The organism is Nonomuraea sp. NPDC049129, from assembly GCF_040648495.1.
In the GTDB taxonomy this organism is placed as follows: Bacteria; Actinomycetota; Actinomycetes; order Streptosporangiales; family Streptosporangiaceae; genus Nonomuraea.
In genome coordinates, this window is the sequence record NZ_JBEZDU010000039.1 from 36607 (window position 1) to 50246 (window position 13640).

Annotated in this window: 15 protein-coding genes; 6 read left to right on the forward strand and 9 right to left on the reverse strand. The window is 67.9% G+C overall.

Annotated features, from left to right (window positions below; all coding sequences use genetic code 11):
- Positions 1-30: 30 nt before the first annotated feature.
- On the forward strand, positions 31-285 hold the full coding sequence (locus AB0B64_RS56015; protein WP_357645069.1) for a helix-turn-helix transcriptional regulator: 255 nt from the start codon (positions 31-33) through the stop codon (positions 283-285).
- Between the two features lie 120 nt (positions 286-405).
- Here AB0B64_RS56015 and AB0B64_RS56020 read toward each other — a convergent pair whose 3' ends face one another.
- The 6 genes from AB0B64_RS56020 to AB0B64_RS56045 all read right to left on the reverse strand — a co-directional run bounded on the left by AB0B64_RS56020 (position 406) and on the right by AB0B64_RS56045 (position 7772).
- Positions 406-1416, reverse strand: a complete 1011-nt coding sequence (locus tag AB0B64_RS56020; protein WP_357956811.1) for a tyrosine-type recombinase/integrase — start codon at positions 1414-1416, stop codon at positions 406-408.
- A 69-nt stretch (positions 1417-1485) separates the two neighbouring features.
- Complete coding sequence (locus AB0B64_RS56025) at positions 1486-3015, reverse strand: UDP-N-acetylglucosamine 1-carboxyvinyltransferase (protein ID WP_357956813.1); 1530 nt, start codon at positions 3013-3015, stop codon at positions 1486-1488.
- A gap of 16 nt (positions 3016-3031) precedes the next feature.
- Positions 3032-4735, reverse strand: a complete 1704-nt coding sequence (locus tag AB0B64_RS56030; RefSeq protein ID WP_358203499.1) for an enoyl-CoA hydratase-related protein — start codon at positions 4733-4735, stop codon at positions 3032-3034.
- A 510-nt stretch (positions 4736-5245) separates the two neighbouring features.
- Positions 5246-5806 carry a hypothetical protein gene (locus tag AB0B64_RS56035; protein ID WP_357956817.1) on the reverse strand — a complete coding sequence of 187 codons (561 nt, stop codon included), beginning with the start codon at positions 5804-5806 and terminating at the stop codon, positions 5246-5248.
- 475 nt (positions 5807-6281) lie between these two features.
- Positions 6282-6536, reverse strand: coding sequence for a hypothetical protein (locus AB0B64_RS56040; RefSeq protein WP_357956819.1), 255 nt, complete (start codon positions 6534-6536; stop codon positions 6282-6284).
- A gap of 861 nt (positions 6537-7397) precedes the next feature.
- Complete coding sequence (locus tag AB0B64_RS56045) at positions 7398-7772, reverse strand: nuclear transport factor 2 family protein (protein WP_357956821.1); 375 nt, start codon at positions 7770-7772, stop codon at positions 7398-7400.
- A 104-nt stretch (positions 7773-7876) separates the two neighbouring features.
- Here AB0B64_RS56045 and AB0B64_RS56050 point away from each other — a divergent pair, with 104 nt between their 5' ends.
- The 4 genes from AB0B64_RS56050 (at position 7877) to AB0B64_RS56065 (ending at position 11157) form a co-directional block, all read left to right on the forward strand.
- Positions 7877-8770, forward strand: a complete 894-nt coding sequence (locus AB0B64_RS56050; protein ID WP_357956823.1) for an ATP-binding cassette domain-containing protein — start codon at positions 7877-7879, stop codon at positions 8768-8770.
- Complete coding sequence (locus AB0B64_RS56055; RefSeq protein ID WP_358203508.1) at positions 8770-9528, forward strand: ABC transporter permease; 759 nt, start codon at positions 8770-8772, stop codon at positions 9526-9528. The genes AB0B64_RS56050 and AB0B64_RS56055 overlap by 1 nt, the downstream gene beginning before the upstream one ends.
- Positions 9528-10364 carry an ABC transporter permease gene (locus tag AB0B64_RS56060; protein WP_358203511.1) on the forward strand — a complete coding sequence of 279 codons (837 nt, stop codon included), beginning with the start codon at positions 9528-9530 and terminating at the stop codon, positions 10362-10364. The genes AB0B64_RS56055 and AB0B64_RS56060 overlap by 1 nt, the downstream gene beginning before the upstream one ends.
- A gap of 637 nt (positions 10365-11001) precedes the next feature.
- The gene (locus AB0B64_RS56065; RefSeq protein WP_357956829.1) at positions 11002-11157 is read left to right on the forward strand and encodes a hypothetical protein; all 156 of its coding nucleotides are present in this window, start codon (positions 11002-11004) and stop codon (positions 11155-11157) included.
- On the opposite strand, the gene AB0B64_RS56070 is transcribed toward AB0B64_RS56065, so the two are convergent.
- The 3 genes from AB0B64_RS56070 to AB0B64_RS56080 all read right to left on the reverse strand — a co-directional run bounded on the left by AB0B64_RS56070 (position 11148) and on the right by AB0B64_RS56080 (position 12439).
- Positions 11148-11450: a DUF952 domain-containing protein gene (locus AB0B64_RS56070; protein WP_357956831.1), complete on the reverse strand. Its 303-nt coding sequence runs from the start codon at positions 11448-11450 to the stop codon at positions 11148-11150. The two genes, AB0B64_RS56065 and AB0B64_RS56070, sit on opposite strands and share 10 nt — an antisense overlap.
- Positions 11438-11992, reverse strand: a complete 555-nt coding sequence (locus tag AB0B64_RS56075; RefSeq protein ID WP_358203525.1) for a GNAT family N-acetyltransferase — start codon at positions 11990-11992, stop codon at positions 11438-11440. Before AB0B64_RS56075 ends, AB0B64_RS56070 begins: the two co-directional genes overlap by 13 nt.
- Positions 11993-12115: 123 nt before the next feature.
- A complete protein-coding gene (locus AB0B64_RS56080) occupies positions 12116-12439 on the reverse strand; it encodes an SMR family transporter (protein ID WP_357956835.1) in 324 nt (107 codons plus the stop codon).
- 245 nt (positions 12440-12684) lie between these two features.
- Between AB0B64_RS56080 and AB0B64_RS56085 the strand changes: the two genes are divergently transcribed.
- Complete coding sequence (locus AB0B64_RS56085; RefSeq protein WP_357956837.1) at positions 12685-13590, forward strand: radical SAM protein; 906 nt, start codon at positions 12685-12687, stop codon at positions 13588-13590.
- Positions 13591-13640: the final 50 nt, after the last annotated feature.

Consider the following 13640-nt stretch of genomic DNA (forward strand, 5'->3'; position numbering starts at 1 on the left):
CATCTGTATCCCAGCTGTAGACTTGGGTTCATGGTCCGACCCTCGCTGACCCCCGAAGAGCGACGGCGCGGCGAGCAGCTCGGCCTGCTACTCCGCGACGTGCGCGGCGACCGCAGCATCGTCGAAGTCGCCGCCGCGGCCGGCATGTCCGCCGAAACCCTCCGCAAGATCGAGACCGGCCGCATCCCCACCCCGGCCTTCTTCACCATCGCCGCCCTGGCCGACGTCCTCGGCGTCTCTCTCGACCACCTCGCCCTGCGGCTCACCCCCGCCACACCCGCCTGAGCGAGACAAAACCGCGCCCGCTCAACCGCTCACCGCCGCCCCAGAGCCCACCCCGGCCACGCGAGACGAGCTAGGCCAAAGCGGGCTGGGCGGAAGCGGGCGAAGCGCAGGCGGGCCCGCTCACCGATCCGGGTCGGCCCGCTTCAACAACGGATGCGCCCGCATCGCCCCCTCCAGCTCACCCGGCAACTCATCGCGGTAACGCCCCAGCGTCGACAGATCACTGTGCCCCAGCACCCGCCGCACCGCGTCCATGTCCACCGCGTCCGCCAGCAGATGCGTCGCCGTCGTATGCCGCAACCCATGCGGCGTCACCGACCGCCGCTGCTCGGCCGCCACCCGCCGCTGCACCCGATCGATCACCGCCTGCACATCGCCACGCGCCAGCCGCCGCCCCCGCCACGACAACAACAACGCCTTGTCCGGCACTTCCGCCCGCTCCCGCGCCAGATAGGCCTCCAACGCCAGCGCCACATCGCGGGGGAGCGGCACATCCCGGGTGCGGCCCCCCTTGCCGAAGATCCGCCAATAACGCACCCCGTCATTGGTGTAGAAATCCTCGACATTGGCCCGCACCAGCTCCGACACCCGCGGCCCCAGCGTCGACAACAGCAACACGATCAACGCATCACGCAACTCCGTCCGCTGATCACGCCGCCCCGCCGCCGGCGCCTCGCCCGCCGACCGCGCCGCCCCGATCAGCCCCTGCGCCTGCTCCCGCGTCAACGCCCGCCGCTCGGGCCGCAGCCCGCCCCGCTCCCTGGCCGTCACCGTCGACAACGCCATCGGATTGATCTGGATCCAGCCCGCCAGCGACGCGTACTTGAACAACGCCGAGATCGAACGCCGAAACCGCGCCTGCGACGACGGACTCTGCCCCCCGCCACCTGCCGAACGCCGGCCATCCGGCTTACGCGCGAACGCCAGCAAAATCGCATCGACGTCCTCACCCGACAGGTCGTCCAGCACCGTCGACTCCCCGGCCAGCGCCACCAGCGTCGCCACATCACGCGCATACAGCTCCGCCGTCGCCTGCGACAATGCCCCCGTCAACGTCTTGGCCCGCACCAGCTCCACATAGCGGTCGGCCGCCTCCACCACCGTCAGCCGATCCAGCTCAGCAGGCCGCACCGTCCCCCCTCACCCCAAGATCCACCGAAGATCCACACAGGCAGACGGTAGCGGGCCCCACCGACAGAATCAGATGTCGCGGAAGGTCTCGATCCGCGCCCCCAGCGCGTTCAGCCGCTCGGCCAGATCCTCATACCCCCGGTTGATGACGTACACATTGCGCAGCACCGACGTGCCCTCACCCGCCATCATCGCCAGCAGCACCACCACCGCGGGCCGCAGTGCCGGCGGGCACATCATCTCCGCGCTGCGCCAGCGCGTCGGCCCCTCCACCAGCACCCGATGCGGATCCAGCAACTTCACCGACGCCCCCAGCCGCGTCAGCTCCGTCAGATAGATCGCCCGGTTGTCGTAGACCCAGTCATGGATCAGCGTCGAACCCTGCGCCGTCGCCGCGATCGCCGCGAAGAACGGCACATTGTCGATGTTCAGCCCCGGGAACGGCATCGGGTGGATCTTGTCGATGGGGGAGACCAGCTTGGACGGCCGTACCGTCAGATCCACCAGCCGCGTCCGCCCGTTGGCCGCCGCGTACTCGGCACCCCGATCGTGATCGAGGCCCATCTCCTCCAGAACCGCCAGCTCGATCTCCAGGAACTCCACCGGCACCCGGCAGATCGTCAGCTCCGACTGCGTCACCACCGCCGCCGCCAGCAGGCTCATCGCCTCCACCGGGTCCTCAGAGGGGGAGTAGTCGACATCCCGCTCGATCGAGGCCACCCCGTGGACCGTCAGCGTCGTCGTGCCCACGCCCTCCACCCGCACGCCCAGCTCCTCCAGGAAGAAGCACAGGTCCTGCACCATGTAATTGGAGGAGGCGTTGCGGATCACCGTCACACCGTCGTGGCGCGCCGCCGCCAGCAGCGCGTTCTCCGTCACGGTGTCACCCCGCTCGGTCAGCACGATCGCCCGCGACGGCGACACCCCCCGGTCCACCCGCGCGTGGTAGAAACCGCCCGTCGCCGTGATGTCCAGTCCGAAGTGCCGCAACGCCGACATGTGCGGCTGCACCGTGCGCGTCCCCAGGTCGCAGCCGCCCGCGTACGGAATCTGGAACTGGTCCGTACGATGCATCAACGGCCCCAGGAACATGATCACACTCCTGGTACGCCGCGCCGCCTCGGTGTCCATCGCCTCCAGCTCCAGCCGGGCCGGAGGCACGATCTCCAGGTCACTGCCCTCGTTGATCCACCGCGCCCGCACCCCGATCGAGGCGAGCACCTCCAGGATCCGGTAGACCTCCTCGATCCGCGCCACCTTACGCAGAATCGTCCGCCCCGAGGTCAGCAGCGACGCGCACAGCAGCGCCACACACGCGTTCTTGGAGGTCTTGACATCGATGCTGCCCGACAGCCGCCGCCCGCCCACGACCCGCAGATGCATCGGCCCGGCATAGCCCAGCGACACGATCTCACTGTCGAGCGCCTCACCGATCCGCGCGATCATCTCAAGACTGATGTTCTGGTTACCGCGCTCGATCCGGTTCACCGCGCTCTGACTCGTCGCCAGAGCATCCGCCAGCTGCAGCTGCGTCCACCCACGGTGCTGGCGCGCGTCACGAATCAGCCGGCCGATCCGCACGAGATAATCATCAGTCATAACACGACAACATATCTCACATATGAGATGCGGCCGCACCCGACCCCGCCGACGCGCCGGACAACTCCCGATGCACCGCCAGATGCTCCGGCGTCCTCCCCACCTTACGCTTGTGCACGAACGCCTGACGCGCCTGCCGGAACCCATTACGGTCATCGAACATATCCCGGCTCATCTCCGCCAGCTCCTCCACCCGATAGGCCTCCAACGGCTTACGCCGCTCATCGGCCTCCCGCACCTCCCGCTTGATCCCCAGCAACCGCTCATAATCATCCCCGGCCGCCAACCGCTCGGCGTACTCCAGCACCGACCGCTCGAACTCCAGCCGCGACCCCGCCATCATCCGATCGGCCAGCCCCAGCTCCACCGCCTGCGCCGCACCCACCGGCAACGCCTCACCCGTCAGCCGCCCCGCCACCGACGCACCCACCCGCCGAGGCAGCACGTACGTCCAGAACTCCGACCCGAACAACCCCATCGTCCGATAGTGCGGATTCAACACCACACCCTCACGAATCAGCACCCGATCCGCGCCCAGCCCCATCATCACGCCACCCGCACCCGCGTTACCGCCCACCGACGTCACCACCAGCTGCCCCGTACACGCGATCACCTCACGACACACCTGGTTGATCGCGTTGATGTTCATCCACGCCTCCAGCTCCGGATGACGCGCCGCCTCGATCACATTCAGATGGATGCCGTTGGAGAACACCTCACCACCCCGCAGCACCACCACCCGCGTGTCCTGCGCCGCCGCGTACCGCAACGCCGAGGCCAGCCGCCGGCACTGCTCGGTCGACATAGCGCCGTTGTAGAAGTCGAAACTCACCACCCCCACCGCGTCACTACGGTCATAGGTCACCTCGCTGTAACCCGGCCGCTCCTCCAGCCCCGCCACCCGCTCAGCCAGCACCATCGCCGCCGGCAGCTTGATCGCCCCCGGCTCCTCGGCCCGCAGATGCCCCACCCACACCGTGCCATCACCGGTGTGCACCAGCACCGCGCCCTCACGCCGCGCCACCACCGACCCCGGCGTCCCCACGACGACCGGGCCCCGATACACATCGAACACCCGCATCATCCGCCCCTCCAGCAGCACCCGCCCACCCGGCGCCCCATCGGCCGAACGCACCCGGCGCAACACCGCGTCCGTCGGCTCCGACCAGGAGAACTCCCGGTCGCCATGCCGCATCGCCGGCCGCAACCGCCCCCGCACCAGCGGCGAACGATAATCCAGCGGCACCGGCGCGAACCCCGCGTCCATCGCCTTGGCCGCCACCTCCACCACCAGCTCCACCGCGGCGTCGGCCACCGGCCCGTTGTAGAGGGCGGACTTGCGCGGCGGCTCGGCCGGCATCGCGAACGTCCGGAACCCCCAGATCGGCCCCGCGTCCATCTCCTCCACCGCCTGCAGCGCCGTCACACCCCACTCCGGCTCGGCGTCGGCGATCGCCCAGTCCAGCGAGGACGGGCCGCGGTCGCCGGGCGGCCCGGGGTGAATGATGATCGTGCGGTGGTTCTGCCACAGCAGCGCCGGGACCTTCTCCTTCAGGAACGGGCAGATGATCAGGTCGGGTTTGGCCAGCTGGGCCGCCTCGAGCATCACCTGCTCCGAGACGGCCAGCTCGACGGTGACGTCGTGACCGGCCCGGCGCAGTTCCAGCCAGGCACGCTGGGTCAGGCCGTTGAAGGAGGAGCAGAGCAGCAGAATACGCAACGGAGAACTTCTTTCAGGCGGGTCGTTCGAGGGGTACGGGGGCTCGCCGTGTGCGGGCCCGGGGGAGAGGGGCCGGCTCAGCCGGGCACACCTGGGCGCGGGTGACCCCACCGGTCCCAGATGTTTACGGCAGTCCCATATGGCCCGTACATGCCCTCGATGCTGACACGAACCTGCAAGTGCTGATGACACATCTCGGCAAAAATCCGCCCGAACCGGCCCCAAATGACCAGATTTGTCGGAATCGAATGTGGGGGAGAGGCACCGAAACGGCCCCCAAACTCCCCTCCGCGTCCCGACAGCCGCACCCGCCGCGCGACCGAAACCCCGACCCGGACCGCTTGACACTTGCGGCGCCTCACCGTGATTCCGCCCCCTCCGGTCTGGCTTTCTGTCCTGTCGCAAAAGGGGCCCAACTTCACCGGCCACCGTGACCCGTCACCCGATCCCAACGGGAACAACGGGACCGCCACCCTCGCGGTGATCGGGCCGGGCAAGGATCACCCAGTTTCAGGGCCGAGACGCCGACGGTGCCGGGACGTGCGATTGCTCGCGTGCGAGCAGCACACCCGGTCGAAGCCTCGAAGCCTCGTTCGACGTAAGCCTTGGCGACCGCGTCGTCCAGCCGGTCATCGAGACGCTTCTGCTCCTGCACCGTGACCGCCGCAGGGTGGGGTCGACGATCAACTCCTCCGGTTGGAGCTGGAAACCGAGGTCCCGGACGATCTTCGAGGGGACGAAGATCGCCTCCATGTGCGGATCGGCGGCCCTGGCGCCGACCGCCGGGACGGTCCTGGTCGTCGCGTCGTTCTCGTTGATCTCGTAGGAGAGCTCGACCGAGTCGACCTTCACCTCGGCTGACGTGATCACCACGGGCGTGCCCTCGTCGTACGGCGTCGACTGATCACCCGTCAGATACCGCAGCAGCTTCTCGTCACCGATGGCCTGATCCCCATAGACAATTTCCTCCGGGATCTCGACGTTCTCCGCCCTCACGTCGAAGAACCGAGACTCGGCCGAAAGGCGCTCACTCTGGGCAATCGGCACTCCGGGCAAATCGCGCTCGATCACCGCTCGCACGGTGTCCGCATCCGCCGCCGAGAAAGGCCCCGCGAACAAGGGGCTCGGCTGGACCAATAAGGTGCCCGGCCGGGCCCTGGGGGAGTATTCGGCCCTGCTCTGCGTCGTTTGGCCGACCGCGATCATCGCCAGGGCGATGCCGAAAGCGCTCGCCATCATCGCCAGCGTGATCGCGAGCACCGCGCTAACCCGACGATCGGCCAGGTCGCCGGCCGCCAGGCGGAAGGGCAGCGGCAGCCGTTCCGCATATGGACCGGTGACCTCCAGCAGCCCGGTTTATGGACTTGTGGCGGTTGGGCGGGGCGGAGAGCACCGCGGCAGGGGTGGCCCCGGCCGCGATCATCAGGGGAAGGCCGACGAAACGCCGGGTATCCGGCCTGCTCGCCTGGACGGCAATCGAAAGGAAACTGTACGCGATACCGGACAGAATCCCGCTTCTGTCCGGTATCGCATATTTTCGGGTGATTTAGAGGCGGTTGACGAAGCGGGCGGCGGCGCGCTGGCTCATGCCGGTCTCGCCGCGTACGAGGAAGACGGCCTCCTGGAGCTGGCCGTGAGCCTTCATCTCGCGCGCCTGGTCGACGAGGTCGGGGCTGGGGGTGGGGCGGTTGCGGGGGTTCCTGGTCAGCCGGACGGCCAGGATGATCAGGTAGATGGCCAGGGCGGTGACGACGGCGGTGAGCGCGACGAGACCCGTGGTGGAGATCGCCAGGCTGTGCATCTCTCGATCGTAACGCCGCCCGCTGGAGATCAGCGGCGGGAAGACGCCCGGATGACGATGAAGGCGATGATCGCGATCACGACGATGATCACGGCGAAGATGAGTAGCTCCACGGGGCCTAAGTTCATATTTCTCAGCGTAGGTGGCGAAAAGATGCCGTGTGCGGAACGTCGCCGTTTGCTTGATAATGAACATTATGTCAAGTAGACCGCTTCGGGAGAGGCTCTGACTCGGGGTGGAGCCCCATGTGCGCTTAGTGACGTTGGTCACCCTGCCCGCCGCCCCGCCGAGCGGTGATCGTCGGGGCCTGGTCAGGGGGTGTTACGGGAGGTGACGGCCGCCTCCGGTGGGCCGGCGCGGTTCTTGATCATTACGCTGCGTGAGGCCGGAATGCTCTGACCGATGGGTTGACCTTCGGTTGATTCACTGTCCTGGCTGGCCGGATCGCCTTAGGGTGGGAGATCTGCTATCGCGCCGCGAGAGGAGCAGCACGTGGGGAACCAGTCGGTGTTATGTCCAGTGTGTCAGGGAGTTCTGCCCGCTACGGGCCGGGAGTCCTATACGACACTGCGTGGTCGTCTTATTGTGACCAACGGTTACTGCGGAGGTGGTTGCGCCGAGCGGCGGGCCGAGATGGAGCGGACGCAGCAGATGACGCGTCCTTCGGCCCCGGTTGTGCCGGCCGCTCCCCCGGTGGCTCACGCGCCTTCCTTGGCTCCTGTCGCCGGTCCGGCGCGGGCGCGGGTGGCGGGCTGATCGTTTTTGTAGCCGGTGCCTGGTTCTGTGTGGGTGCCGGGTGGGTCTCCGGGCCTGGGTTGTAGTGGTTTTGTCGCATTTGTGGGCTGGCCGCTCTGTGCGTGGTCATACGTGGCCTTGTGTGGTGTGCCAGTAGTCGCGGGTCTGTACGGCGAGGCCGTCAGAGTCGAAGCGGGCGATGACGCAGCCCGCGAGGGTGATGGGTGTGCCTTCGTCGATGGCATGGACGCGGAATTCGATGACCGCTTGGTCGCCGTCCACGATGGGGGTGGCGAAGGTGACGTGCGGCGCGGTTTCGGTGCTGAAGGACCAGCGGATGTAGTCCGCTATGGCGCCTCTCCCCCGGTGTGGTGGCCGGAAGGGCATGGAGGTGTGGATCGCGTCGTGGTGGTAGAGGGTGGCGATGCGGTCGGTGTCGTGGTGGGTCCAGCCGTGTTGCCAGGTGTCGGCGAAGCGCTGGGCGGCTGCTCGGGTGTTCATGGGTCTCAGTGTGGCGGCGTTTAACCGCTCGATTCTGTCGGTGGCGTTGGTTATGGTCTGAGCTCGTGTCTGGTGAGCAGTCGCTGGTCCGCGCGCGTGGGCTGGTGAAGCGGTTCGGGGATTTCGTCGCGGTCGACGGGATCGATATCGATGTGGCGCCTGGTGAGGCGTTCGGTTTCCTGGGTCCCAATGGGGCGGGTAAGTCGTCGACGATGCGGATGATCAGTTGCGTGTCGATGCCGTCGGCGGGTGAGTTGCGGATCTTCGGGCTGGATCCGGTGCGGGAGGGGCCACGGATTCGGGGGCGGCTGGGTGTCTGCCCACAGCTGGATAACTTGGATCCTGATCTGACGGTTCGCGAGAATTTGACGACGTACGCCCGTTATTTCGGGTTGTCGCGGGCGCAGGCGCGGGCCCGGGCCGAGGAGCTGCTGGAGTTCGCGCAGCTGAGTGATCGGGCCTCGAGCCGGGTGGAGCCGCTGTCGGGCGGGATGAAGCGGCGGCTGACGATCGCGCGGGCGATGGTGAACGAGCCGGATCTGGTGCTGCTGGACGAGCCGACGACGGGGCTGGATCCGCAGGCGCGTCATCTGCTGTGGGAGCGGTTGTTCCGGTTGAAGCAGCGGGGTGTGACGCTGGTGCTGACCACGCACTACATGGATGAGGCCGAGCAGTTGTGCGATCGGCTGGTGGTGATGGACGGCGGCCGGATCGTGGCGGAGGGGTCGCCGCGTTCGCTGATCGAGGCCCATTCCTCGCCTGAGGTGGTGGAGGTGCGCTTCGGCGGGCAGGAGCTGGCGGGTTTCGTGGCGCCGCTGGCCGGGATCGGTGATCGGGTGGATGTGCTGCCGGATCGGATCTTGGTGTACGCCGGGGACGGTGACGCGGCGGTGTCGGAGGTGCATCGGCGTGGGCTGGTGCCCTCCAGTGTGCTGGTGCGCCGTTCGTCGCTGGAGGATGTGTTCCTGCATCTGACGGGCCGGACGTTGGTGGAGTGATGGCGCATCCGACGGTGGCGGTGCTGGAGCGGCATCTGACGCTGTACAAGCGGTTGTGGCGGGCGTCGTTGTTCTCGTCGTTCGTGTTGCCGGTGCTGTTCCTGGCCAGTATCGGGCTGGGGGTGGGCGGTTACGTCGGTGAGGTGGGCGGCGTGCCGTACGTGGAGTGGATCGTGCCGGGGGTGCTGGCGTCGACGGCGTTCCAGATGGCGGTCGGCGAGTGCACGTATGCGGTGTTCGGGGAGTTTCGGTGGAATCGCGGGGCGCATGCGATGTTCGCGACGCGGGTGTCGGTGTGGGACATGGTCGGCGGCTGGCTGCTGTACATCGTGTTCAGGGTCGAGATCGCGGTGGTGGTGTTCGTGCTGGTGGTGGGGGCGTTCGGGGCGTTGTCCTCGCCGTGGGTGGTGCTGACGCCGCTGGTGGCGGCGTTGCTGGCGGTGGCCGTGGCGGCGCCGGTGACGGCGTTCTCGGCGACGATCGATCATGACAGTTATTTCGCGTTGCTGTTTCGGTTCGTGATGTTGCCTTCGACGTTGTTCGCGGGGGTGTTCTTCCCGGTGGAGCAGTTGCCGGCGCTGGTGCGGCCGGTGGCTTACGTGTCGCCGTTGTGGCATGGGGTGGAGCTGGCGCGGGCGGCGACGTCGGGGGCCGCTCCCCCGTGGCCGCTGTGGGCGCATGCCGGGTGTTTGGTGGCGTTCGCGGCGGGCGGGCTGTGGTGGGCGGGTTACGCGTTCCGTAAGCGACTTCAGGACTGATGATGGTGACGTTGGCGGTGGCCCGGCGGCTGGTGTCCGGCCGGGTTGGGGCGGGGCGTGTTTCGGCGGGCCGGGTGGGTGCGGTGGTGGGCCGCAATGTGGGCGCGTTGCGTTCGGGTGCTTCGTACTGGCTGGTTCTGGTGTCGGGGTTTTTCGAGCCGCTGCTGTATCTGCTGTCGATCGGTGTGGGTGTGGGTGCGCTGGTGGGGCGGATTCCGCTGGGTGATGGCCGGGTGGTGTCCTATGCGGTGTTCGTGGCGCCGGCGATGCTGGCGGTCTCGGCGATGAACGGGGCGTTGTCGGAGACGACGTTCAACTTCTTCTTCAAGATGCGTTATACGAAGACGTTCGAGGCGGTTTTGGCGACGCCGGTGCGGCCGATCGAGGTGGCGCTGGGTGAGTTGACCTGGGCGATGGTGCGCAGTTCTGTTTACACGGCGTTGTTCCTGGTGGTGATGGTGGTGCTGGGGCTGGCCGAGCCGGTGTGGGCGTTGGCGGCGTTTCCGGCGACGATGCTGGTGGGGGTGTCGTTCGGCGCGCTGGGGATGGCGGTGTCGACGGTGCTGCGTGGCTGGCAGGATTTCGATCTGATGACGGCGGCGCAGTTTTCGTTGTTCTTGTTTTCCGGCACCTTCTCCCCTGTGGCGGATTATCCGGGGGTGTTGGAGGTGGTGGTGCGGGTGACGCCGCTGTATCACGCGGTGGAGTTGGTGCGGGGTCTGGCCTCGGGGGTGCCGGAATGGGGGTTGCTGGGGCATGCGGGTTATCTGGTGGTGATGGCGGTGGCGGGGTTGTGGTTCGCGGCGGGGCGGATTCAGCGGGTGTTGTGCGCGTAACCGGCCGGCCGGCCGTGCCGAGGTGCGGGCGCCGGGGAGCAGGTCTTCGACGCGCTGACCGCGTTGATCGACAAGTCGCTGCTGCTCGCCGCTGATTCGACACCCCGTGAGCCCCGATGCGGGACCCGTCGCCCCGATGTCGAGCCCGTGAGTGTGCGCCGAAGAGTTCTCGCAGCGCCTGGGCGACGACGTGCCTGTATGTCGAAGTGGAGCGTCGGGATGAGCGTCTCGACGGGCACCTCGTCGGTGGGCCCCTCCCCCTGTAGGCGTGTCCCGATGGCCAGGAGCGGCGCCAGGGCGAGGCGGGGAGTTCTTGGGATGCTCGCATTCCGCCGTGCGTGAGGAGCAGTGCGGGTCCGTGGCCGCGGTGCCGGTAGCCGATCGTGGTGCCGTCGGCGGAGCGAACCTGGCCTTTGCCGTATTCGTGTACGGGGGTGCGTTGGCGTGGCGGGTGCGCTCCGGAGCCTTGCGTGGTGCGAACGTGGGCGCTGAAGCCTTGGGCGCCGGGTGGCGGTCCGTCGAGCCTCCAACGGCCTGGCGGGTCGTCAGGGTCGTCGGCGCACGCGTCGCTGTACCTGTGTCCAGCTGGTTCACGCTTGCGGGTGGAAGCTCGATGACCTGGCGAAATGCTGGAGGTATGGAGCACAACGCCGAACTGGAGAGTTTCTGCGTTCCCGTCGTGGCCCGTGCCCTGCGCTTGGACGACGTCGAGCGCGGCTGTGCCCGCCTCGCCTCCCGTGAAGCGTTCGGGTCCATCGTTGTCGAGCTGTGCGCGCTGGATGGTCAGGCGTAGGGGTGTACGGCGGTTACCGAGCTGAGCGGGAGTGGGCCGTACAGGTGGGGGAAGCCGTTTTCGAGGCGGATGTCGAGTCCGGCGGGGTCGATTTGGAGGATGAGCAGCGGCTGGGTGACGTGGCCGTAGAAGGCGGTGTGTACGCCGTGGAGCTGGTCGAGGTCACGGCTGCAGTGGATGAAGCCTTCTTGGTCGAGGGTGCGGCCGAGGGTGGAGATGCGGTACTCCCCCGCCGGCTGGGCGTCGGCCCAGTCGGCGGCCAGGGCGAGGTGGAGGATGTCTATGGTGTCCATTCGGAGTCGAGCATGGCATAGATGACCTCGGAGGAGCATTCGCCTTTGACGTGCTCGTTGTCGATGAGGTGGGCTTCGCGGCGCATGCCGAGTTTTTCCAGGACGCGGCCGGAGGCGGTGTTGCGGGCGTCGAGGCGGCCGACGATGCGGTGCAGGCCGAGTTCGTCGAAGCCGAGGCGGAGTAGTTCGCGGCCGGCTTCGGGGGCGTAGCCGCGGCGGTGGTGGTCGGGGTGCAGGATGTAGCCGATCTCGCCTTGGCGGTGTTGTTTGCTGGTCCAGATCAGGACGCCGTTGCCGATGAGCTGGCCGGTGTCGCGCAGGGTGATGGCGATGTCGAGGGCGTCTCCTTCGTCGAGGAGGGCGACGCGGGTGATCTTCCTGTCGAGGAAGGTGCGTACGGTGTCGAGGTCGCGGGGTTCCCAGTAGAGGTAGCGGGCGACGTCGGGCCGGGACTCGTAGGCGTGCAGCGCGTGGAGGTCGTCGGGGGTGAAGGGGCGCAGCAGGAGGCGGTCGGTGAGGATCGGGTAGTGGGGTTTGAGCACGGGGGCAGTGTAGATAACCCGTCTTCGGGGGCGCGAGGCGTTTTCGCCGAGCAGACAGGCGGGCAGGCGGGCAGGCAGGCAGACAACCTGGCGGGCGGTGGCGGGCGTTCGACATACCAGGGGTCAGTGGGCGCCGGCGAGGTTGAGGACGATGACGCCGCCGATGATGAGCAGGATGCCGCCGATCTTGAGCGGGGTGAGGGTCTCCCCCAGGAAGGCGGCGCCGATGAGGGCGATGGCGGCGGTGCCGGCGCCGGACCAGACGGCGTAGGCGGTGCCGACTTCGAGCTGCATCTTGAGGGCGCGGGCGAGCAGGACGAAGGAGATGAGGTAGCCGATGGCGACGATGGCGGCCCAGCCGAGGTGGGACAGGCCGTTGCTGAGTTTGAGCGCGGTGGTCGCGATGACCTCGGCGGCGATGGCGATCGCGAGCAGCAACCAGGCCATGGTGGATCCCTCCTCGTGATTGGCAGTGAGACGGCCTCGGTGTGATCGTGGGTAGCGCTGGAGCCACTGCCGGTCACCGCCGGGGCCATGAGGATGAGTGTGCTGACCGGGGCGGCTTGTGTCGAACCTCCGGTCGCTGGGGGCCGGTGAGGCGGAAGCGCTTGAAAAGGGAGTCGAATGCGTGTTCCACTGGGGCCGTGGGTTGGGACGCGCTTTCGCTTGTTGAGGCCGCAGATGATCGTCCGTTGATCGAGCGGCGGGCGGTGCTGCGTGACGGCTTCTACGAGACGCAGGCCCGTACGATGATCGAGCGGGTGCCGCAGAGTGCGGGGATCGCTGAGCGGTGGGCCGTCTCTCCTTATCGTGGGTGTGCTCATGCTTGTCGTGGCTGTGGTGCTCGTGGGGGTCATCGGCGGCTTGGCTTGGACGCGGGGCGGGATTTCGACACGCGGATCGTGGTCAAGCCCAACGCGGTGACGCGGTTGCGGGCGGAGTTGGCGCGCTGGGGTGGTGAGGCGCTGGCGGTCGGGGTCAGTGGTGACTGTTACCAGCAGGCGGAGGCGACCTACCGGCTGATGCCGGGCATCGTGGAGGCGCTGGGTGAGGCGGCGGTGCCGTTCACCGTCTACACCAAGAGTCCGCTGGTGTTGCGGGATGCCGCGGTGCTGGCGCGGGCGGGGGCGCAGGTGGCGGTCTCGATCGCGTTCGTCGACGAGCGGATCAGGCGTGGGGTGGAGCCGGGCGCGGTGGGTGCGCAGGCGCGGCTGGAGTTGGTGTCGGCGCTGGTGGAGGCGGGGGTGTCGTGCCGGGTGCTGATGGCTCCGGTGCTGCCGTTGCTGAGTGATGGGGCCGATCAGTTGTCGGCGACGGTGCGCCGGATCGCGGCCACGGGGGCCGGGGTGGTGGAGCCGGTGGTGTTGCGGCTGCCGCCGGGGACGCGGCAGTGGTATCTGGAGTGGCTGGGTGAGGCGCATCCGCATCTGGTGGCGCGTTATGAGGAGTTGTACGACGGGGCGGGGTTGCCGGCGGCCGATTACGAGGAGCGGATCACGGGGCAGATCGGGCAGTTGTGCCGGGTTTACGGCATGCGGTCGGGGCCGCCGGAGCCGCCGGAGCGTGAGCCGCGGTTCCCGCAACTCGCGCTGGTCTGACTACTGTCAAGATTTAAGGCTGTCGCCTTAGAATCTTGGGTGTCCCATCA